This is a genomic window from Actinomadura luzonensis, assembly GCF_022664455.2.
Taxonomy (GTDB): domain Bacteria; phylum Actinomycetota; class Actinomycetes; order Streptosporangiales; family Streptosporangiaceae; genus Nonomuraea; species Nonomuraea luzonensis.
The window spans coordinates 1354951-1375635 of record NZ_JAKRKC020000001.1 but is presented as its reverse complement, the minus strand read 5'-3'; the positions used below and the strand labels follow the sequence as shown (position 1 = coordinate 1375635).

The following is a 20685-nucleotide window of genomic DNA, read 5'->3' as shown; positions in this document are numbered from 1 at the left end:
CGAGGGGAAAGCGCTTTCCTATGCTCCTCGGCGTCCGCTCTCATGGGCGGTGTCCATGTATGTGAACGGCGATCAGGAGAACGATCGGGAGGAGCACAGATCATGTCACGTACGCGCAAGCTCGTCACAGGACTCACCGCCGCGATCATGACGACGGCGGGGCTGGCCGCGTCCGCGCCCGCCGCCTCGGCGGCCGAGAGCGCGCCCGTCGGCTGGGCCAGCCAGGGCGGCGGGACGACCGGGGGCGGCAGCGGGGCCTCGACCACCGTGAGCACGGCCGCCGCGCTCACCAGCGCTCTGACGTCCGCGACGCCCGTGGTCCGGGTCTCCGGGACCATCAACTGCTCAGGCATGCTGAAGGTCGGCTCGAACAAGTCCGTCATCGGCAACGCCGGCGCGACGATCGTCGGATGCGGGCTGAACGTCGCCAGCGCCTCCAACGTCATCATCCGGAACCTGACCTTCCGCAACTGGAACGACGACGGCATCAACGTCCAGTACTCGACGCGGGTGTGGATCGACCACAACAGCTTCAGCAACGGCTACGACGGAGCGGTCGACATCAAGCGGGCCAGCGACTACGTCACCGTCTCGTGGAACAAGTTCTTCGACCACGACAAGACGATGCTGCTCGGCCACAGCGACAGCAACGGCGGCGAGGACCGCGGGCACCTGCGGGTGACGTACCACCACAACTGGTTCAACGGGACCAACCAGCGGCACCCGCGGGTGCGCTTCGGCAACCCGGTGCACGTCTACAACAACCTCTACTCCAACATCGGCTCGTACGGCGTCGCCTCGACGATGGAGGCCGGCGTGCTGGTCGAGGGGAACTACTTCGAGAACACCGGCGACCCGTACCACCTGGGCGAGGGCAGCTCCCCGGCGGGCAGCCTCGTGGCGCGCAACAACCAGCTCGTCAACTCGGGCAGCGGGCAGACGGGCGGCAGCGTCAAGACGATCCCGTACTCGTACACCATGGACGCGGCGGCGAACGTCAAGTCGGTCGTGAGCAACGGCGCGGGCGCGGGGAAGATCAGCGTCTGACGCTCCGGAATGGCCGCGCGAGGCGTGGCAGCGCGGCGCGGGCGAGTGCCGTCCAGCGCCGGACGCGGGGCCCGTGCCTGCCCCACCAGGCGCGGGCCCACAACACGTCGGGTACGAGGACCAGCGCGAGCACGACGATCGCCTCCGCCACGGCCGCCGGGTCCGCGGCGTGGAGCAGGCTCTGGATCGAACGGGCGAGCAGCGTGACCACCAGCGGCAGCGTCACCAGCGCCGCGAAGGCCAGGCAGGCGAGCGTCCCGGCTCCCTGGACGGCCGCGTAGAGGCGGACGGCGCGGCGTTCGCGGGGCGGCAGCGTGGCGAGGCGGGTCCGCCGCCGGAATGACAGCAGGTCGCGGACGTAGGCGGCGCCGTCGCCGTACAGGTCGCGGCAGCCGGTCGCGTCCTGGAGCAGGAAGTACAGGTCCGTACGGGTGAACACCAGCAGTTGCGCGGCCAGCCGCAGCGTCAGGACGAGCGTGAGCCAGGTGGCGACCGGGCCGGGGCCGGCGAAGAACGTCCAGGTCAGGGCGGCGCCGCAGAGTGCCAGGTCCACGGCGATGCCGGACAGGTAGACGGTGACGCGGACCCGCCGGGGCGCCGGCCACACCCCGGACACGTCGGTCTGGGCGACCAGGAACTGCAGGCGGGTGCCGAGCGTGATCCGCGCGGGCACCCCGGCGGCGCGGGCGGTGACCAGGTGCGCCAGCTCGTGCAGGCCGGTGGTGAGCCAGGCGATCGCGGCCCAGGTCAGCAGGACGGCGGCGCCGTGGCCGGTGAAGAAGGCGGCCCGCCAGCCGGGGAAGATCTCGGGGCGGAGCGCGAGGCAGCCGGCTCCCGCCCCGATCGGCACGAGCAGGGCCAGGTGCAGCGCCGGATGCAGGGCCCAGCGCAGGTGGCGGGGCCGGAGGCGGGGGAGGGTGGGGCGGAGCGGCGGGGGGCTCGGGACGGGGCGACCGCCGATCCCGGCGACCAGGCCCGCCTCCGCCAGGTCGCCGACGAAGTCCGCCACGTCGAGGTCGGCGCCGGTCTCGTGGAGCAGGCGGGCCCGGACCTGCTCGACGTCCAGGCCGTCCTGGAGCAGGCGGATGGCCAGGACGCCTTCCTCGGGGACGGCCACGAAGTCGCCCGAGTCCACCCGGCCGACGATCCACTCGTCGCCGTCCTGGCGGAAGGCGAGCCGGTGGAAGGCGACCGTCACATCGTCCTCACCCTGGCCTGGTAGGAGCGCAGGTTCTCGCCCCGCGCGAACAGGCCGGCGAGCACGGGCAGGCAGGGCTCGACGGCCTCGGGGTCGGTGATCCGGCGGGCGCCGACGTGCCGGCCGGCGGCGTCGTAGAGCACCTCGTAGAGCAGGGTCGGGCGGAACAGGACCAGCTCGGGCACCGGGCCCGCCGACTCGTACGGGCGCACCGCCGCGGCCGGCACCACCCGGTTGTTCTCGCCCTCCTCGGCCCGCATCGCGAGCAACGCCAGCTCCCAGCGGACGTAGTCGGTGAGCGGCTCCTCCACGACGCGGACGCGCCGGAAGTCGAGCCGCGCGGGGTTGTCGGCGCGGAACGCGGGACGCATGCGCTCGGCCAGCTCCATCGCCAGGCCCCAGTCGCCGTCGCGCATCGCCCGGTAGCTGGGCAGGTCGCCCTCGTCGAAGTGCTGGGCGCGTTCGAGCTTCCAGATCACGCCGCTCGCGGCCGCGAACTCCCTGGCGAAGTCCATTCCGTACGCGGTCGCGTCCATCCGGGTGGCCGGCGCGGTGCGCAGACGGGTCAGAACATCACTCATCAGGCCCCCTTGGGGTGCGGGCAGGGGAAGCCCCGCCCGCACCTGGATCAGTTGGAGGCGCCCTGGCTGGGCGATACCGCGGTCGGTTCGATCTTGTCGAGCCGGCGTACGGTGATCTTCTTACGCGGTTTCCGCTCCTGCCGGCTTTCCGGAATTGGGGTGTTGCTCATGACACTCCTTACCGATCGAATTCGGAACGGGCAAGGGGAACGGTACGAAACAACGGCGCATTCATCAAGAGCAGATTTCGCAATCCGGGCGCGCCGGATGGCGGGCGTAGACATGCCCGTCCGGGTCGAGCAGCGTCACTCCGTGAAAATAACCGGGAGGCGTGGTCGCCAGCCCGGTGACCAATGAAACGACATCGTAGGCGACGAGTTGTCCGGACAGCCCCGCCGTCGCGCCCGTCACGCCGGGCCAGGCGTAGTCGGCCCCCGGCCGCGGCGGAATTCCGGCCCGGACGCAGGCGAAACACGGACCGCCCGGGCCGAATACCCCGACGCTGACCAGCGGGCCGTTGTAACCGCCGCTCACCCACGGAATTCCGGCTTTCGCGCAGACCGCGTTGGCCCAGCTCTGAATGCCGTCCGGCTCGCGCGGACGGTCGGCGCAGAGCGCCAGGACGTCGAATCCGCGGACCAGCCGGGTCAGGTCCGCCGGGCCGTCCACGGTGGCGCTCGCGGCGGTGATCTCGATGTCGGAGTTGACCTCGCGCAGCCGGGCGAGAGCGACGTCGGCCTTGCTCCGGCCCACGTCCGCCTCGGTGTAGAGGAGCTGCCGGTTGAGGTTGGACAGCTCCACGACGTCGGGGTCCACCAGGTGCAGCCGGCCCACGCCCGAGGCGGCGAGCGACCAGGCCGCGTGGCTGCCGGTGCCGCCCAGGCCCAGCACCAGGACCCTGGCCTGTTTCAGCCGCACCTGCGGCTCCCAGCCGCTGTCGCGCGGATGGAGGTCCACCCAGCGGAAATAGTCCTTGCTGCGGCTGTACCGGTCCTTCTCGCGCGGGCTCAATTCCGCGCACGGGCCCGGGGCGGCCTCTTCCACGTGACCGGAGGCGATCAGCGTGTCGACGATTTCCACGGCCTCCGCACGGGTCAGGACGGCGGAGAAAGCGGAATGCAGGGTTTCCGCTATTTCCGCGGGGGAGCGGGTGCCGTCCATCAGATTGAGGACGGCCCACGCGCAGCCGTCGTCGTCCGTGATCTCCGACGCGATTCCGTACAGGACCCCGCCGAGCCGGATTGTGCCGTCGCCGAATCGGTGCGGGGCGTGTTCGGGTTTGACGCGGGGCAGGCGCATTCACCGATGGTGGACATTCTCCTGGCCGGCGTCAATCATAATTTGCACGCGACGCCGCCGATCAATGTCTCGTGCGCGGTGCCCAGGCGCGGGGAGAGCGCCGGCCGGTGCGGTCTCCATCGGTGCCGGTTGAACAGCAGCTCGGCGGTGGCCACCTGCCTGCTCACGTCCGGGGCGGCCGGGCCCGGGTCGAAGAAGTGGGAGACGGCGACGTAGCTGCCCGAGGGCAGGGCCTCCACCAGCTCGGAGACGATGCCCGCCGGGTCCTCGTCGTCCGTGAGGTGGTGCAGGATGCCGAACAGCAGCAGCCCGACCGGCCAGTCGAAGTCGATCAGCCGCCGGACCTGCGGGTGCGTCAGTATCTCGACCGGCCGGCGGAGGTCGGCCTCGACCACGACGGTGCTGGCGTCGGAGGCCAGGAGCGCCTGCCCGTGCACCAGCACGAGCGGGTCGTGGTCCACGTAGACGACGCGGGAGCGCGGGTCCGTGGCCTGCGCGATCTCGTGCACGTTGCCCTGTGTCGGCAGGCCGGAGCCGATGTCGAGGAACTGGCGGACGCCGCACTGCCCGGCCAGGTAGCGCACCACGCGGCGCAGGAACATGCGGTTCGTCCAGGCCGCCTCGTGGGCGTCGGGGGCGACGAGCAGGACCTGGGCCAGCATGCGGCGATCGGCCTCGGCGTTCTCGGTGCCGCCGAGCAGGGCGTCGTAGACCCTGGACACGCTGGGCCTGGTGACGTCGATCCCGCCTGGAGCTCGCTCGCGTTCGCCGTGCGACATAGGTGGCTCCTTCACGAGGTGGTGACAGGGGCCCGTCCCCACGAGGGGCGGAGGAACGAGGGACAGGGTACGCCTCACGGGTGCAGAGCGGCGTGGACGAGCTCGGCCCAGAGCCAGGGGGCGTCCGTGCCGCCGGGGAGGGCGTTGTAGTACTCCCAGCCGTCCACGCCGCCCAGGTCGGGGTGGCGGCGCAGCAGGTCGCGGACGATGGCGGTGAGCCGGTCCGGCGGGACGTAGCCGGCGCGGGCGTTGTCCGGGCTGGTGGGGAAGGCCGCGACCAGCCGCGCGGCGGGGACGAGGCCGCGGGCGACGACGGCCTCGTAGTCGGCCGGGGTGCCGTGGTCGTCGAACAGCAGGGCGGTGAACCAGGCGATGTCCGTACGGCGGTCCGCGCACAGCGCGTCGAGGTCGGGGTCGCCGCCGGCCAGGGCGGTGGCGGGGGCCGTCACCGTGAGGAGGAAGCCGGGGCCGAGGTCGGCACGCAGGCGGCCGGCCAGGGCGGCGGGGCGGGGGAGGCAGAGGTCGGCGCCGTCGAAGCGGTGCCGCAGGAGGTAGCGGCGCAGGGCCGGGTAGTCCCGGGCGAGGGGCTCGTCGAGCTGGGCGAGGACGCGGATCCCGTCGGCCCGCAGAACGCGGACGTCGTCCCACATCTGGACGAGGTCCTGGTCGCGGGGCGGGCCGACCACCAGATGGGTGACGCCGGTGCGGCGCTCGGCCAGGGGGAGCGGGCAGACGTAGAGCCCGCAGTCGTGGTGCGTCAGGTAGCGCACGACGAGGCGGGGGACGGTCGGTGCGTGGTGGGGCAAGGGCGGATCCTTCGGGCGAGGGAGGTTACGCTTCGTATCCCTTATTGATACCCAAAGTGACAAGACCTGGACTTCTGGGACGGGTAAAACCCGTTGGGAAACTGTCGGCCGCCCCTGATAGAAAGCAGGTTCGAAGTCCAACGAGCCGCGGTCGGGGGCGGTGCCAGTGACACACAGCAACGCGGAGTTCTCCGTGTCCGGGCCGCGGCACGACCGGCGCGGGCCGGTGCGGTGGCTCTGGTCGCACCTGCGGCGGCATCCGTTCCAGCTCGTCGGGTTCCTCGGCGGGTCGGTCGTGATGACCACGCTCAACGCCATGGTGCCGCAGTTCACCGGCGACGCCTTCGACGCCGTGCTCGGGCACCGGGGCGCGCCGCTGGACGCGCTCGGGCTGATCGCGCTCGCGCTGCTCGCGGTCGTGCTCGCGCGCGGCGTGTTCGACCTGGTGGCGCGGCTGTCCAGCGAGGTGCTGGCCAAGCGGCTCGAACGCGACGCGCGCGACGAGCTGTACGTGAGCCTGCTCGGCAAGAGCCAGACCTTCCACAACCGGCAGCGGGTCGGCGACCTCATGGCCCGCGCCGCCAACGACATCCGCCAGCTCTCCATCATGATCACGCCGGGGGCCGACCTCATCGTCGACTCGGGGCTGACCGGCGTCGTCCCGCTGTTCTTCATCGCGGCCATCGACCCGCGGCTGCTGCTGGTGCCCGGGGTGTTCGCGGTGGTGTTCGCGCTCGCGCTGCGGCACTACATGCGCCGGCTCAACCCGGTGGCGACGCGCATGCGGGAGGAGTTCGGCGAGCTCAACGCCGGGCTCAGCCAGGCCGTGCGCGGCATCGAGGTGATCAAGGTGACCGCGCAGGAGGGGCAGGAACGGCTGCGGTTCCGGGCCAACGCGCGGCGCTACCGCGACTCGTTCGTGCGCAACGGGCTGGTGCAGGCCCGCTACCTGCCGACCCTGCTGTTCTCGGCCGCGATGGCGGGCGCGCTCTGGCACGCCCTCGCCCTCCACGGCGCCGGCGCGATCAGCGTGGGCGAGCTGGTCGCGTTCATGGGGCTCATGGGCATGCTCGGGTTCCCCACCCAGATGTCGATCTTCACGTTCTCGCTCATGCAGATCGGCGTCGTCTCCGCGCGCCGCATCCTCGACATCATGACCGCCGACAGCGAGATCGAGCAGCGCGCCGCCGGGCACGCCGCGCCCATCAGCGGCGAGATCGTCTTCGAGGACGTCAGCTTCGGCTACGACGAGGGCGGCGGCGAGCCGGCGCTGCGCGGCGTGTCGTTCACCGTGCGGCCGGGCGAGACGGTCGCGATCGTCGGCGAGACCGGGTCGGGCAAGAGCACGCTCACCAAGCTCGTGCCGCGCATCTACGACGTCACCGCCGGGCGCGTCCTGGTCGACGGCGTCGACGTGCGCGAGTGGGACCTCGACTCGCTGCGCTCCCAGATCTCCACCATCGAGCAGGACATCGTGCTGTTCTCCCGGCCGGTCAGGGAGAACATCGCGTTCAGCCTGGGCCAGCGCGCCGACCAGGAGGCGGTGGCGCAGGCCGCCGAGGACGCGCAGGCCGCCGAGTTCATCGCGGAGCTGGACGACGGCTACGACACCGTGATCGGCGAGCGCGGCGTCACGCTCTCCGGCGGGCAGCGGCAGCGGCTGGCCATCGCGCGGGCGCTGCTCACCGACCCGGCGATCCTCGTCCTCGACGACTCCACCAGCGCCATCGACTCGGCCACCGAGGACAAGATCCAGCAGGCCATCGGGCGCATCCTGGAGGGGCGCACGACGTTGCTGATCACGCACCGGCTCTCGCAGATCCGCTGGGCCGACAAGGTGCTGCTGCTGCGGCGCGGGCAGGTCGTCGACTTCGGCACGCACGACGAGCTGATCGCGCGCAGCCGGCTCTACCGGCGGGTGTTCTCCCACTACGACGAGGTCGACACGCAGGAGGACGGTCCCGCCGTGCTGGCGGGCGAGCAGGGAGGGGCGCTCTGATGGGCTTCCTGATGGACGGCCTCGACGCCGAGGACTACGACCGCACCTACAACGACCGCGACCTGCTGCGCCGCATCCTGTCCTACTTCCGGCCGAAGCTGGGCGCGATGGTGCTGGTCGCCACGATGATCGTGCTGCTGTCGGCGAGCCAGGCGGCCGTCCCGGCGATCGGCAGCCTCGCCGTCGACGCCATCGCGGCCGGCACCATCGGCGAGGTCGGCTGGCTGCTCGCCGCCGCGATCCTGGTCACCGGCGCGCTGTCGTGGGTCTTCAACTACCTGCGCCAGAAACACAGCGCGCAGGTCACCGGCGACGTCGTGCTGCGGCTGCGCGAGGACGCCTTCGACGCGGTGCTGGAGCGCGACCTGTCGTTCTACGACGAGACGCCCTCCGGCCGCATCGTCAGCCGCGTCACCTCCGACACCGACGACTTCGCCACCGTCTCCACGCTGACGATGGACCTGATCAGCCAGGTACTGATGGTCGGCTTCGTCACGGCGCTGCTGTTCGCGCGCAGCGCGCAGCTCGCGCTGATGACGCTGCTCGTGGTGCCGGTCGTGGTCGGGCTGGCGCTGCTGTTCCGGCGGCTGGCCAGAGTCAGCACCCGGCGCGCGCAGCGCTCGCTGAGCCGGGTCAACGCCAACCTGCAGGAGACCATGGGCGGCATCGCCGTGGCCAAGAACTTCCGGCAGGAGCGGCAGGTCTACGACGAGTTCCGGCCCATCAACCGGCAGAGCTACCAGGTGACGCTGCGGCAGGGGTTCGTCTTCTCCACGATCTTCCCCGTGCTGTTCACGGTGGCGGGCCTCGCCACGGTGGCGCTCGTGCAGCTCGGCGGGGCGCGGGTGGTGGCGGGCGGGCTGACGGCCGGCGACTGGTACCTGTTCCTGCAGAGCGTGTCGCTGTTCTGGTTCCCGCTGACGTCGATCGCGGCGTTCTGGTCGCAGTTCCAGCAGGGGCTGTCGGCCAGCGAGCGGGTCTTCGCGCTGATCGACGCGCCGCCCCGGGTGGTGCAGACCGACGCGCGGCAGGTCGGCAGGCTGGCCGGACGCATCGAGTTCCGCGGCGTCACGTTCGGCTACGACCCGGCCAGCCCCGTGCTGCGCGATTTTGACCTGACCATCGCGGCCGGGGAGACGGTCGCGCTCGTCGGCCACACCGGGGCGGGTAAGTCGACGCTCAGCAAGCTGATCACCCGCTTCTACGAGTTCCAGGACGGCGGCCTGTTCATCGACGGGCACGACATCCGCACCCTGGAGCTGGGCGCCTACCGGCGGCAGATCGGGGCGGTGCCGCAGGCCCCGTTCCTGTTCAGCGGCACGGTGGCCGACAACATCCGCTACCCGCGTCCCGAGGCGGACGACGAGGAGGTGCGGCGCGCCGCCGAGGCGGTGGGCGGCGGCGACTGGATCGACGCCCTGCCGAACGGCCTGAGCACCGACGTCGGCGAGCACGGGCGGGCGCTGTCCATGGGGCAGCGGCAGCTCGTCGCGCTCGCCCGGCTGCTCGTCCAGGACCCGGCGATCGTCGTCCTGGACGAGGCCACCGCCAGCGTCGACCCGCTGACCGAGGCGCAGATCCAGGAGGGCCTCGACACCGTGCTGGCCGGGCGCACGTCGATCGTCATCGCGCACCGGCTGTCCACGATCGAGCACGTCGACCGCATCATCGTGCTCGACCACGGGCGGATCGTGGAGGAAGGCGACCACGCGACGCTGCTGGAGCGGGGCGGGAGGTATTGCGAGGTGTACAACACCTACTTCCGGCACCAGTCGCCGAACTACCGGGCGGGGACGGGGTTCGTCGCGGTCGCCGGAGACTGAGCCGCCGGCCCCGTCGGCAGGTCATTTCCGGCCTGGGGCGTCCACCACCTTGGTGTCCAGCAGGGCGGTGAGGGTGAGGGGTGTGCCGGCCTTGACGAACTGGCTGGGGCTGTCGGTGTGGTCGACGGTGCGGTCCCGGACGGTCACCCCGTACGTGCCGAGGAAGCGGAAGTCCACCGGGTCCAGGATGAGGTCGTAGCGGGTCCATCCGTCGCTGTAGCTGAACGCGACGCCCTGCCGGCCGTCGGCGTCCACGGCGTTCTGGTTGACGCTCACCCCGGGGATGGTGGCGAGGCCGCGGAACAGTGCCGCCCGCACCTCCGGGGGCAGCGCCTGGGTGCCCATGATCTGGTAGACGGCCTGGAAGAGCCGCTCATCCATCGAGGGCGGCGCATCGGTTCCCGTCCACGAGATGTGCATGTCCGCCAGCTTCTGGCGGATCTTCGCGAGCAGTCCTTCCGGAGTGACCGGCCGGCGGGCCAGCTCGGCCGCGCTCAGTCCTGGGTGGTTGCCCTGTACCAGGAGCTTGCCGTTGGGGAACAGGGCCGCGGTCTGGAGGCCGTCCACGCTGTTCCACTCCTCCCCGATCTCGCGCCTGGACAGGTCCACGCCGTAGCCGCCGTCCGCGGACTGAGGGGCCTGGAGTTGCTTGACGTACAGCCACTGGCCGGGGTTCGGCGCCTGTCCGCGGTCGTCGTAGTCGTGGTCGTAGGCGGCTCGGGCGGCGCGTTCGCCGAGCTCCCGTACGTTCGCGACCGGCATCGCGTGCGGCCGGTCGTTCGCCACGATCACGCCGGCGCCGATCGCGACGGCCAGCGCGCTCGCGAGCGCCAGCCGCCGCCCGAGGTGCCGCCCGAGGTGCGGTTTGTGGTGCCGCGAGGGCTCCTGGTGCGCGTCGAGGGCGCGGGCGGCCGCCAGGAGGCGGTCGCGGCCCTCCCACGCCACCAGCAGGAGCACGTCGCGGTCGTCGCGCGACAGCGACGCCAGCGCCCGGGCCAGCTCGCGCTCCTTGTCCTGCGCGGCGACCCGCCGCACCACGGTGTCGGCGATGGGCTCGGGCAGGGGGTCCACGCCGGTCCGGGCCAGCGCGCGGAGCAGGCGCTCCTCCTGCCGCCGGTGCCGGGCGACGAGCGTGGTGGCGATGCCGTACAGCCTGGGGCGGGCCAGCGGGACCGCCAGGTCGTACGCGTCGAACAGGGCGGCGAACTGTTCCGGGTCGCCGACGGATCGCCTGATCAGCTCGGCGTCGTCGATCTCGGCCGTCTCGAGGGTCAACGGCCCTCCTTAGGGGTTGGTCGGTCACCCTGTTGTCTCCCGCACCCCGTGGACAGGTTCTCGGCGGCCGGCGTCCCTCGGGTGGGGACGGGGTCAGGGCCGGCGTTCCTCGATGGGGAAGAGGATGGGGCTGAGGAGGTAGCGGGTGCGGTCGGGGGCCGGGTCGTGGGTGAGGTGGGGGATGATCGCGGCGCGGAGGCGTTCGATGAGGTCGGACAGCTCGGCCGGGTTCAGCCAGAGGGCGTGCTGGCGGTAGCCGACGAGGTCGGCGACCGGGTCGGCGCCGTCGCGGTCGAGGTAGGCGTGGAACTCGGCGAGCAGGGTCGCGACGGCGGCGGCGAAGATGCGGCGGTGGTCCTCGGGGGTGACGGAGGCGACCATCTCGGCGTCCACGGCCGCGCGGTCGCGGCGCAGCCGGTAGCGGCGTTCGACCGCGCCGCGCACCCGTTCCTCGCCGGCCACCTCCAGGACGCCGGCTTCGGCCAGCACGCCGACGTGGCGGTAGAGGGTCGCCTTGGACACGTCGGGCAGCAGGTCTCCCAGGGCGGCGGTGGTGAAGACGCGGTCGCCGGACATCGCGTGGATGATGCGCATGCGTACGGGGTGGGCGAAGAGTTCGAGCGCTTCCATTCCTTAATGGTCTCATGGCACGATAATGTTCTCAGCGATTGAGAATGGTAGGTGGACATGAGTGAGAAGACGCCGCCGCTGGGGCGGACGTACGAGGTGGCGGGGCGGCGGCTGGCGCTCCACCGGTCGGGCGAGGGCGGGCCCGCCGTGGTGTTCCTGCCGGGAGCCGGGCTGGTCGGGCTGGACTTCCTGAACGTGCACGAGCGCGTCGCCGCGTTCACCACGAGCGTGGTCTACGACCGGGCGGGCACCGGCTGGAGCGACCCGGCGCCGCTGCCGCGCCGGCCGGGCGAGGTCGCCGGGGAGCTGCGCGAGCTGCTGCGGGCGGCCGGGGTGCCGGGGCCGTACGTGCTGGCCGGGCACTCGCTCGGCGCGTTCTACGCCCGCCGCTACGCCCAGCTCCACCCGGCGGACGTGGCCGGGCTGCTCCTGCTCGACCCCGGGCACGAGGACATCGCGTCGTACCTGCCGCCCGAGATGACCGAGCTCAACGAGCGGATGAAGCCGGACCCGGCCCAGCTGCCCGAGCTGACGGACGAGCAACTGGCGGCCGGCCGCGCCCAGTACGCGCAGCTCTACGCTGCCTGGCCGGACGCCGTGCGCGACGCGCTCGCCGAGCACCACCTGACGACGTGGCGCTCCTCGCTCGCCGAGACGGAGAACTTCGAGACCGACGTCTACGACGAGCTGCGCGGCGGCGGCCCGCTGCCGGACGTGCCGCTGCTCGTGCTCACGGCCGGGGGCGACAACCCGTACTGGGAGCGGTTCATGTCGCGGGAGCTCATGCGGCAGGGGCTCGACGGGATCCGGGCCATGCACGCGGCCATCGCGGCCTCGGTGCCGCGCGGGGAGCAGCGGGTGCTGGAGGGCGGTTCGCACCAGTACGCGCACCTGGAGCAGGCGGACGAGGTGGTGCGGGCGGTGCGCGACCTGGTCAAGCGGTAGTCCAGTTGTGGGCCAGGAGGAGGCGGCGGAGGGCGTACGCGCCGAGCGGGGTCAGCCGGACCGGCGGGCTGTCGTGGATCCGGGCGAGGATGGCGGGCGGGACGCGGCGCAGGAAGCGGGCGGCGGCGGTCGCGGGGTCGTCGCGGACGCCGGTGTCGTCCCTCCAGAAGGCGGTCACCAGGGCGCCGGGCTCGACCGGAGGCGGGGCCGTCGCGGGTGTGACGACTCCGGCGGTCGTCGCGGGCGTGACGACTCCGGCGGTCGTCGCGGGCGTGACGACTCCGGCGGCCGTCCAGTCGTCCATGGCGGCGCGTACGCCGTCGAGCAGGGGGCTGGGCGTGCGGCGCAGGCCGGTGAGGTCGTGCGTGGCGGCGGCGACGGGCAGGGCGGGGAGCAGCGCCGGGAACGGGTGGTCCGCCAGGTGCACGGCCATGAGGTGGGCGGTCAGCGGGAAGATCGCCTCCAGGGGCGCCTGGAGCGAGTAGTAGCCGCTGTCGCGCTGCTCGGCCTCGACCCGCTCGCGCAGCAGCCGGGCCAGCAGCCGTGCCCACCCCTCCAGCCGCCCCGCCTCGGCGGACGGGCCGCGTCCCCCGGCGGCGCTCGGCGCGGGCGGGGCCGTACGTGCCAGGGGGGAGGCGTCGGCCGCGGCGGCCAGCTCGGCGACCGGGGGCAGCGGCCGGGTCAGGAGCGCGCGGTGCTCGCCGTCCAGCGGCGTGAGCCAGGGGAACAGGCCCGCGAACACCAGGTCGAACCGCCGGACCGTGCGCGGCAGACCCCACTCCGCCGCCACCTCGTGCGTCATGCACGGATCATGCACCCGGCGGGCGCGTCCGCGCGGTACGCGGGGGGAAGGTGGGCACATCCGTTATGTCACGAAGGATTTTCACAGGCGGCGAAAGGCGGCGGCCGATGGGTGTGGCGGAGGCGTACCGGAGCTTCGGACGGCTGGAGGCGCGCGGCGAGTCCGCCGTGTACGAGGAGCTGGCCCGGCGGGTGGCCGGGGACGCCGAGCTGGTACGGCTGATCGAGGACCTGCCGTACCGGCAGCGGCAGCCGAACCTGCTGTTCGCGGCGGTGCGCTACCTGGGCGGGCCGGTCGAGGACTACCCGGCCTTCCGGACGTGGACGCTGGGCGCGTGGGAGCGGGTGCGGCGCGTCATGGCGGAGCGGCGCACCCAGACCAACGAGCCCGGCCGGTGCGCCGTGCTGCTGCCGGTGCTCGCCGCGTTGCCGCAGCCGCTGGCGCTGATCGAGGTCGGGGCGTCGGCGGGGCTGTGCCTGTACCCGGATCGGTACCGGTACCGGTACGGCGACGGGCCGCTGATCGGGCCCCAGGACAGCCCGGTGACGCTGGAGTGCCGCGTGGACGGGCCGGTGCCCGGCGGGGTGCCGGACGGGGTGCCGGGCGGGGTGCCGGTGGTGGTGTGGCGGGCCGGGGTGGACCTGAACCCGCTCGACGTCCGCGACCCCGACGACGTGCGGTGGCTGGAGAGCCTGGTCTGGCCGGACCAGCCGGAACGGCTGCGCAGGCTGCGCGGCGCCGTCGAGGTCGCCAGGCAGGAGCCGCCGCGGCTCGTCCGGGGCGACCTCAACGAGGCCGTGGAGGAGTTGGTCGCCGCCGTGCCCGCCGGGGCGACGCCCGTGGTGTTCCACAGCTCGGTGCTGGTGTACCTGCCGGGCGAGGCGCGGGAGAGCTTCACCGCCCGGATGCGGCGGCTGCCGGGGCACTGGGTGTCGAACGAACCCCCGGGGGTCCTGCCGTCCGTGGACGAGCTGATGCCGCTCCCGGCCCCCGAGGGGCGGATGGTGTCGATGCTGGCCCTGGACGGGCGGCCGCTGGCCTTCACGGGGCTGCACGGGCAGTTCCTCGAACGGTTCTCGTGAGGAGGGTCAGCGGCGCAGGTCGCGGCAGGCCAGCGCGAGCCACGCGTACGGCGCCGCCAGCAGCCACCGCCAGAACGCGTGCGCCTCGTCCCACGAGCCGAAGCCGCAGGTCGGCGGCCACAACCTGATCCGGTCCGGCAGCAGGACGGTGGCCAGCACCAGCACGAGCTGGACCACGACGGCCGCCATCGCCGCCTGCCGCCCCGGCGCGAGGCGGACGGCGGTGGCCGCCGCCGCCAGGCCGATCCCCAGGCAGACGCCCATCTCGACGAGGAGGTCGCCGATCGGGAAGAGCGAGCCGTCCGGGAGGCGGGACAGGACGTACCGGAAGGCGGCCAGCCAGACGGCGACCGCCGCGCCGCCCGCCAGCAGGCACCGCAGCGCCTGCCGCAGCCAGCGCGGCGCCGGGGCCGGGCCGAGGTCCGCGGACATGGCGTCCACCAGGGCGAACGCGGCGGCCGAGCCGAGCAGGGTGCCCGCCACGCGCATCAGCAGGAGCGCGTCGGGCGGGGGCAGCGGCTGTCCTGCCCGTACGGAGACGAGGGCGACGGCGACGAAGGCCGAGACCAGGGCGAGCGGCGTCCAGTCGATGGCCTTGACGAGGGGGCGGACGAGCAGCACGGCGACCCGCCCCCGCCCGGCCCGGTCGTCGGCCCGACGGGCGGAGGCGGGCAGGGGAGCGGGCAGGGGAGCGGGCAGGGGAGCGGGCAGAGGGTCGGGTGCGGAAGGGGACAGGGGAGCGGGGCGGGTGGTGGGCGGGGGAGCGGGCTCGGGCATCGGGTCACTGGCTCCTTGGGGTCACGGGCAGGGGGTGCCGGTCGTAGGCGGCAGGTGGTAGGCGGGCTTCAGCCCCAGCAGCGGCAACGCCTGCTCGACGGTCGTGCCGGGCCGCATGAGCGTGTCCCAGTGGGCGTGCACGCGTTCGCGCGCCCTGCGATCGGCGAGCAGCCGCTTCGCGTAGCCGATCTCGGGAGCGCCCCACCGGACGAGGTACTCGACGCCGAACCCGTCGTCCACGACGTACATGCGGGGCGGCTCGGGCGGCGCGACCTGGCCGATGATCCACAGCGCGACCAGGGTCCTGGCCTGCCCGCTCGCGTCGCAGCCCGTGCGCTCGGCCGAGCCGCCCGGGATGCTCAGGCCGGTCGCCCAGAGGGCCAGCGAGACGGCCAGCAGGGTCCGCTGGTCCTGCGGCCCCCAGGTCATGGACGGCCGCAGCCGCGTCTTGCTGTCTTCGCCGTAGTACCAGGTGAAGGAGGTCTGCTCGACCCGTGGCAGGCGGGCCCGCACGGCCGGGGGCAGCGCGTCCGCGGCCGGCCGCACGGCCTGCTCCCAGAGCGGCACCCACGCCTCGTACCCGCGGTAGGCGCAGTACGTGATCCCGTGCCGCACGGAGCACCGGCGGGCGCCGGGGCCGAAGTAGCGCTCCCGCACCCGTGGATCGACGTCGGCGGCGGTGAACGTCCCGGGCCTGGGCCGCGGGGGCGGGGGCTCGGCCGCCGCGGCGGCCCCCGTGGGCGCCGCGACGGCGAGCGCCGCCACCACGGCCACCGACGGCCCGGGCCGCACCCGGTGCCGCAGCAGGGCGATCCCGGCGAACAGCACGGCGAGCGCCACGACGTACGCCAGGTGGACCGCGGACGGCCGGTCGGGCCAGTCGGCACGGTGGAACTGCATCACCGGCAGCAGCCACGCGGAGCCCTCGTACCGGTCGGTGGTGAAGATCAGGTAGCCGAGCACGGCCACCACCAGCGGCCCGGCGATGAGCCGGCGCAGCCAGCGGCCGACGGCCGCGCCGAGCGTCGCCGCCAGCGCCGCCACCGCCACCGCCGTCAGCGGCTCCCACGGGTCCAGCCGTCCGGCGGCCGGGCCACTCGCCAGCCGGATCGCCATATATCCGGACATCGCCACTGCCGCGGCCACTCCCGCGACCAGCGGCGCCGCGAGCAGGACGGCCCGCGTCCGGTGCTCGGCGCGGCCCGGCAGCGCGCCCAGGCTCTCCGGCATGCCGTGCCGGCCGTCGCGCGAGACGGCCAGCCCGGCGACCACGAGCACGGCGCCGGCCAGGCAGGTGGACAGGCCCGTGGCGTGCACGGGGTCGATGCCCCAGTGCGGCGCCTGGTCGCGGGTGAGGTAGGCCTGCACGGCCACGACCAGCGCGGTCATGCCCCACACCAGCGGGTGCCTGGCCATCCGGCGCGCTTCGAAGAGGAACAGCCGCGCCGTCATGCCGCCGCCTGCCCGAGCAGCGTCAGGTAGCCGTCCTCGACGCCGGGCGTCGCCGCGTCGGCCGAGGGCGGGCGGTCGCCGAGCGTCCGGTAGCGGCCGTCGGCCGTGCGCCAGAACACCTTGGAGCCGGTCGGCGGCTCGTCGGACAGCCACACCCGGCCCGCCGCCTCCGCCGCCAGCTCGCCGGGCGTCCCGTCGAAGACGGCCCGGCCGTCCCGCAGCACGACCACCCGCTCGCACAGCGCGGCGACGTCCTCGGTCTGGTGGGTGGACAGCAGCACGGTGCGGCTCTCGCCCAGCCGGGACACCAGCGTGCGGAACGTCATCCGCTGCTCCGGGTCGAGGCCGACGGTCGGCTCGTCGAGGATCAGCAGGTCGGGCGTGCCGAGCAGGGCCTGGGCCAGGGCGAGGCGCTGCCGCATGCCGCCCGACAGCCTGCGCACCTTGGTCCGCGCCTGGTCGGTGAGGTCCACCTCGGCCAGCACGCGCCGCACGTCGGCGTGCCGCCGGGCGCGGTCGGTCATCTCCTTGAGGATGGCGACGTAGTCCACGAGGTCGAAAGCGGTGAAATGCGGATAGAAGCCCGGGTCCTGCGGCAGGTAGCCGAGCCGCCGCCGGAGGGCGGTCCGCTGGACGGGGTCCGCCGGGTCCAGCCCGTAGGCGTCGATCGTGCCGCCGGTCGGGGCGAGCGTGGTGGCGAGGCAGCGCAGCAGCGTGGTCTTGCCGGCGCCGTTCGGGCCGAGCAGGCCGGTCACGCCGGTGCCGAGGGTCAGGTCGAGGCCGTCGAGGGCGCGGCGGCCCCCGTAGACCTTGGTCAGGTCACTGATCTGGATCATGTAAGGCTCATCCGGTAGACGCGGTACGACATCAGCAGGGCGGCCACCCCGTACAACACCTGCGGCAGCGGCCCGAAAGCGGCCAGCCAGCTCCCGGCGGCCAGCCTGCCCAGGCCGACGATGGCCAGCCACGACCCGCCCATGGCGAGCGCGGCGATCGGCCCGGGCAGCCGGCCCACCAGGGCCAGGCAGCCCCCGGCGGCGGCCAGCGCGGGCAGCAGCCAGGCGGCGCTCAGGCCGGGCGGCGCGGGCAGCAGCGGCGAGGCGAGCCCGGCCAGGACGACGGCGACCGCCAGCACCGCCGTCGCCCGGGTCAGCAGCAGCCGCGGCCCGGCGAGCGGGGTGGCGGCCATCAGCTCGTGCGCGGGGTCCACGCGCGGCCCGTAGGCGAGCGCGATCCCGGTCAGCGGCAGCACCGGCGCCAGCACCAGGAACGCGGGCAGGTACGCCGCCGCCTCCCTGGCCGCCAGCACCGCGAACGCCAGCGCGAGCGTCACCGCCGCCACCCACGCCCGGCTCGCGGCCGGCGTGGCGGCCAGCAGCCGGGCCAGGTGGCCGGGGACGCCCGCGAGCCGGAGCAGCCGCTCGGCCGGGCGCAGGCTCGGCCCGACCACCTCGCTCTCCAGCCGCCGCCAGGACGCCTCCAGCCAGTCGGGCTCGTACGGCACCGCCCCCCGGCAGTCCGCGCACCGCCCGAGATGGGCGTCGACGGACATGGCCCGGGCGGCGTCCAGCGTCCCGGCGAGGTACCGATCGCGGAGGTCGTCCGGGATGTGCCAGTCGCTCGTCATGACAGCTCCTCGCGCAGCCGGGCCCTGGCCCGCATCGCGCGGGTCTTGACCGTGCCTTCAGGGATGCCGAGGAGGCGGGCGGCCTCCTTGGTGGTGAGGCCGTCCAGGACGGTGGCCTCGATGACGGCGCGCAGCTCGGGGGAGAGCCGGTTGAGCGCGGCGCCGAGGTCGCCGTGCTCGACGCCGAGCAGGACCGTGTCCTCCGCCGAGGCGGTCCAGGCCCCCGTGCCGGGCCGGGCCTCCGTGCCGGTCCAGGCCTCCGCGCCGGGCTCGGCGCCGCTGCCGATCCAGCGGGAACCGCTGCCGCGCAGCGCCGACACGAGCCGCCGGACGGCGATCGTCCACAACCAGCCGGCCGCTTCGTCCCCCTCGAACCGCCCCGCCGACCGCCACACCGCCAGGAACGTCTCCTGCAGCGCGTCGTCCACGACGTCAGGATCGGCGCAGCGGCGGGCCAGCCGGGCGCGCAGCCAGGGGGCGTGCCGCCGGTGCAGGACGCGCAGCGCCCGGGCGCTGCCCGCGGCGACGGCGGCGACGAGCTGGGCGTCGGTGGCGTCGTCCGTGACAGGACTGTGGGGCGGCGGGCGGCGGCGGAACGGGTTCACGCCCTGTCTATCGCAGACCGCGCCCGTCCCGGTTCACGCGGGGGTCAGCGGTCGCCGGCCCAGCGGGTGATCACCACGGTCGTGCCGCGTCCCGGGGCGCTCTCCAGGTGGAACTCGTCCACCAGCCGTTTGGCCCCGCCCAGCCCGTGCCCGAGGCCGCCGCCGGTGGAGTAGCCGTCGGCCAGGGCGATGCCCGGGTCGGTGATGCCGGGGCCCTCGTCGGAGATCGTCAGCCGGAGGCCGGCGCGCGGCGGCGGCAGCAGGTGCTCGATCAGCAGGCTCCCGCCGCCTCCGTGCACGTAACAGTTGCGCACCAGCTCGCTGGCCGCCGTGATGAGCTTGGTCTGCGCGACGAGCCCGAACCCCGCCTCCAGGGACGCCGCGCGCACCGCGTGACGCGCGGTGAGCAGGTCACGCTCGGCGCGGATGGGCAGCGAGCGGGTCGTCACCGACTTCGCGGGCTCCCGGTCAGCCAAGACAAGCCTCTCCTTGCCGTCCGGTTATTTGTCGCGTGGCAAATATATAGGATCATGTCCTCGGTCGCAGGTCCGGGGTGTAACGCGGGTGCCCGCAGAGTTATTTGCTATTGTGCAAGTTTGTCAGTGGCGCGCGCTCGCGCCTGGAGATAGAGGTCACGCGTTGGGCAGCATTTCCGAAGGCGTTTACGCAGTGCGACAGGCGATGCACGCGGCCCCGCCCTATGCCGTGCCGGAGGCGCTGCGCGACGCGGTGACCCTGCACTTCGCCGTCGAGCAGGTCGAGGTGCTGCTGGCCGACTGCGCGCTGCTCACGCTGCGTCCGGTGCTGGCGGAGCCGGCGCCGGGCGAGCGCGGCCTCGCCATCGACGGCACGCCCGCCGGCCGCGCCTTCGCCGCCCAGGTGCCCCAGCTCGAGGGCACCGTGCTGCACCTGCCGGTCAGCGCCTGCGGCGAGCGGATCGGCGTGCTCTGCCTGGGCTTCGCCACGCCGCCCGGCACGGCGGTCGTCGAGGACCTGCAGGAGATCGCCACCGCGCTCGGCCACGCACTGCGCGACGCCGACCGCATCACCGACCGTTACCACCGGGTACGCCGAGCCGCCCGTCTCACCCTCGCCGCCGAGATGCAGTGGGCCCTGCTGCCCGGCTTCGGCCACCAGGGCGACGGCTACCGCCTGGCCGGCCAGCTCGAACCCGCCTACGCCGTCTACGGCGACAGCTTCGACTGGGCCTGCGGCCCCAGCGGCCTCATCCTCTCGGTCACCGACGGCATGGGCGCCGGCGTCGAGGCCGCCATGCTGACCACGCTCACCATCACCGCCCTCCGCAACGCCCGCCGCTCGGGCGCGGGCCTGGAGGAGCAGGCGGGCCTCGCCGACGAGGCCATCTACGGCCAGTACGGCGGCCGCCTGCACGTCTCGACCCTGCTGATGCGCTTCGACGCCGTCACCGGCGAGACGGCCCTGGTGGACGCCGGCTCGCCGCGCGTCATGCTCATGCGCGCCGGCCAGGTCCGCCGCGTCGAGCTGGAGCAGCAGCTCCCGCTCGGCATGTTCGGCAACACCGCCTACACCGAGCAGCACCTGCAGCTGGAGCCCGGCGACCGGCTCATCGTGGCCAGCGACGGCGTCTACTCCTCGCGGTCCAAGGGCGGCGTCGAGTTCGGCCTCTCGTCGCTGGAGTCCCTGATCAAAACCACGCGAATGCAGCCCGCCGACGAGGCCGTGCGGACGATGGTCCGAGGACTGCTGGACTTCCGGAGGGGCATGGAGGTGCTGGATGATGCGGTCGTGGTATGTCTCGATTGGACCCCTGATCCCCATCCGGGGCCAAAGCCATCCGGGCCGCATCCCGGGCGAGAACGACCATGACCGGCAATCTCACTGAGTGGATAGCGTGTGATAGACGAGCCTGTTCCACCCGTTGAAGCACCCGACCCCTTCGTCGGCCAGCTGCCGCCGACGGAGTGGGCCGTCATCGA

At 73.5% G+C, this 20685-nt stretch carries 21 protein-coding genes; 6 read left to right on the top strand and 15 right to left on the bottom strand.

The window, feature by feature from the left end; genetic code table 11:
* The first annotated feature begins 102 nt into the window (after window positions 1–102).
* On the top strand, window positions 103–1047 hold the full coding sequence (locus MF672_RS06530; protein ID WP_242374824.1) for a pectate lyase family protein: 945 nt from the start codon (window positions 103–105) through the stop codon (window positions 1045–1047).
* On the opposite strand, the gene MF672_RS06525 is transcribed toward MF672_RS06530, so the two are convergent.
* The 6 genes from MF672_RS06525 to MF672_RS06505 form a co-directional block, all read right to left on the bottom strand.
* A complete protein-coding gene (locus MF672_RS06525) occupies window positions 1037–2245 on the bottom strand; it encodes a hypothetical protein (protein ID WP_242374825.1) in 1209 nt (402 codons plus the stop codon). The genes MF672_RS06530 and MF672_RS06525 overlap by 11 nt on opposite strands.
* Complete coding sequence (locus tag MF672_RS06520; RefSeq protein WP_242374826.1) at window positions 2242–2826, bottom strand: DUF6879 family protein; 585 nt, start codon at window positions 2824–2826, stop codon at window positions 2242–2244. Before MF672_RS06520 ends, MF672_RS06525 begins: the two co-directional genes overlap by 4 nt.
* Before the next feature lie 47 nt (window positions 2827–2873).
* A complete protein-coding gene (locus tag MF672_RS51260) occupies window positions 2874–2996 on the bottom strand; it encodes a hypothetical protein (RefSeq protein WP_302893169.1) in 123 nt (40 codons plus the stop codon).
* 64 nt (window positions 2997–3060) lie between these two features.
* A complete protein-coding gene (locus MF672_RS06515; RefSeq protein WP_242374827.1) occupies window positions 3061–4125 on the bottom strand; it encodes a HesA/MoeB/ThiF family protein in 1065 nt (354 codons plus the stop codon).
* Between the two features lie 35 nt (window positions 4126–4160).
* Window positions 4161–4904: an SAM-dependent methyltransferase gene (locus MF672_RS06510; RefSeq protein WP_242374828.1), complete on the bottom strand. Its 744-nt coding sequence runs from the start codon at window positions 4902–4904 to the stop codon at window positions 4161–4163.
* Window positions 4905–4978: 74 nt separating this feature from the next.
* Complete coding sequence (locus MF672_RS06505) at window positions 4979–5710, bottom strand: glycoside hydrolase family 18 protein (RefSeq protein ID WP_242374829.1); 732 nt, start codon at window positions 5708–5710, stop codon at window positions 4979–4981.
* 166 nt (window positions 5711–5876) lie between these two features.
* Here MF672_RS06505 and MF672_RS06500 point away from each other — a divergent pair, with 166 nt between their 5' ends.
* Together MF672_RS06500 and MF672_RS06495 are read left to right on the top strand one after the other, a co-directional pair.
* Entirely contained in the window at window positions 5877–7709 is a 1833-nt protein-coding gene (locus tag MF672_RS06500; protein ID WP_242374830.1) for an ABC transporter ATP-binding protein, read from the top strand.
* Window positions 7709–9532 (top strand): ABC transporter ATP-binding protein, encoded by a 1824-nt coding sequence (locus MF672_RS06495; protein WP_242374831.1) that lies wholly within the window; start codon window positions 7709–7711, stop codon window positions 9530–9532. The genes MF672_RS06500 and MF672_RS06495 overlap by 1 nt, the downstream gene beginning before the upstream one ends.
* Before the next feature lie 21 nt (window positions 9533–9553).
* Here the strand turns inward: MF672_RS06495 and MF672_RS06490 are convergent, their stop codons facing one another.
* Window positions 9554–10807, bottom strand: coding sequence for a CU044_5270 family protein (locus tag MF672_RS06490; protein WP_242374832.1), 1254 nt, complete (start codon window positions 10805–10807; stop codon window positions 9554–9556).
* A gap of 93 nt (window positions 10808–10900) precedes the next feature.
* Window positions 10901–11437, bottom strand: a complete 537-nt coding sequence (locus MF672_RS06485; RefSeq protein WP_242374833.1) for a helix-turn-helix domain-containing protein — start codon at window positions 11435–11437, stop codon at window positions 10901–10903.
* 57 nt (window positions 11438–11494) lie between these two features.
* Here MF672_RS06485 and MF672_RS06480 point away from each other — a divergent pair, with 57 nt between their 5' ends.
* The gene (locus MF672_RS06480) at window positions 11495–12382 is read left to right on the top strand and encodes an alpha/beta fold hydrolase (RefSeq protein WP_242374834.1); all 888 of its coding nucleotides are present in this window, start codon (window positions 11495–11497) and stop codon (window positions 12380–12382) included.
* Here the strand turns inward: MF672_RS06480 and MF672_RS06475 are convergent.
* Window positions 12372–13184, bottom strand: coding sequence for a hypothetical protein (locus MF672_RS06475; RefSeq protein WP_242374835.1), 813 nt, complete (start codon window positions 13182–13184; stop codon window positions 12372–12374). The two genes, MF672_RS06480 and MF672_RS06475, sit on opposite strands and share 11 nt — an antisense overlap.
* Window positions 13185–13291: 107 nt before the next feature.
* On the opposite strand from MF672_RS06475, the gene MF672_RS06470 reads away from it, so the two are divergent.
* Window positions 13292–14266, top strand: coding sequence for a DUF2332 domain-containing protein (locus tag MF672_RS06470; protein WP_242374836.1), 975 nt, complete (start codon window positions 13292–13294; stop codon window positions 14264–14266).
* A gap of 6 nt (window positions 14267–14272) precedes the next feature.
* On the opposite strand, the gene MF672_RS06465 is transcribed toward MF672_RS06470, so the two are convergent.
* Genes MF672_RS06465 through MF672_RS06440 form a run of 6 tightly spaced genes read right to left on the bottom strand, consistent with a single transcriptional unit; the run spans window position 14273 to window position 19203 of the window.
* Window positions 14273–15043 carry a hypothetical protein gene (locus MF672_RS06465; RefSeq protein ID WP_242374837.1) on the bottom strand — a complete coding sequence of 257 codons (771 nt, stop codon included), beginning with the start codon at window positions 15041–15043 and terminating at the stop codon, window positions 14273–14275.
* 21 nt (window positions 15044–15064) lie between these two features.
* Complete coding sequence (locus tag MF672_RS06460; RefSeq protein WP_242374838.1) at window positions 15065–16495, bottom strand: hypothetical protein; 1431 nt, start codon at window positions 16493–16495, stop codon at window positions 15065–15067.
* Complete coding sequence (locus tag MF672_RS06455) at window positions 16492–17331, bottom strand: ABC transporter ATP-binding protein (protein ID WP_242374839.1); 840 nt, start codon at window positions 17329–17331, stop codon at window positions 16492–16494. The genes MF672_RS06460 and MF672_RS06455 overlap by 4 nt, the downstream gene beginning before the upstream one ends.
* Window positions 17328–18122 carry a zf-HC2 domain-containing protein gene (locus MF672_RS06450; RefSeq protein ID WP_247815190.1) on the bottom strand — a complete coding sequence of 265 codons (795 nt, stop codon included), beginning with the start codon at window positions 18120–18122 and terminating at the stop codon, window positions 17328–17330. Before MF672_RS06450 ends, MF672_RS06455 begins: the two co-directional genes overlap by 4 nt.
* Window positions 18119–18727: an RNA polymerase sigma factor gene (locus tag MF672_RS06445; RefSeq protein ID WP_242380394.1), complete on the bottom strand. Its 609-nt coding sequence runs from the start codon at window positions 18725–18727 to the stop codon at window positions 18119–18121. The genes MF672_RS06450 and MF672_RS06445 overlap by 4 nt, the downstream gene beginning before the upstream one ends.
* Window positions 18728–18771: 44 nt before the next feature.
* Window positions 18772–19203, bottom strand: a complete 432-nt coding sequence (locus MF672_RS06440) for an anti-sigma regulatory factor (protein WP_242380396.1) — start codon at window positions 19201–19203, stop codon at window positions 18772–18774.
* Window positions 19204–19396: 193 nt separating this feature from the next.
* Between MF672_RS06440 and MF672_RS06435 the strand changes: the two genes are divergently transcribed.
* Complete coding sequence (locus tag MF672_RS06435) at window positions 19397–20575, top strand: PP2C family protein-serine/threonine phosphatase (protein WP_242380399.1); 1179 nt, start codon at window positions 19397–19399, stop codon at window positions 20573–20575.
* Window positions 20576–20685 lie beyond the last annotated feature (110 nt).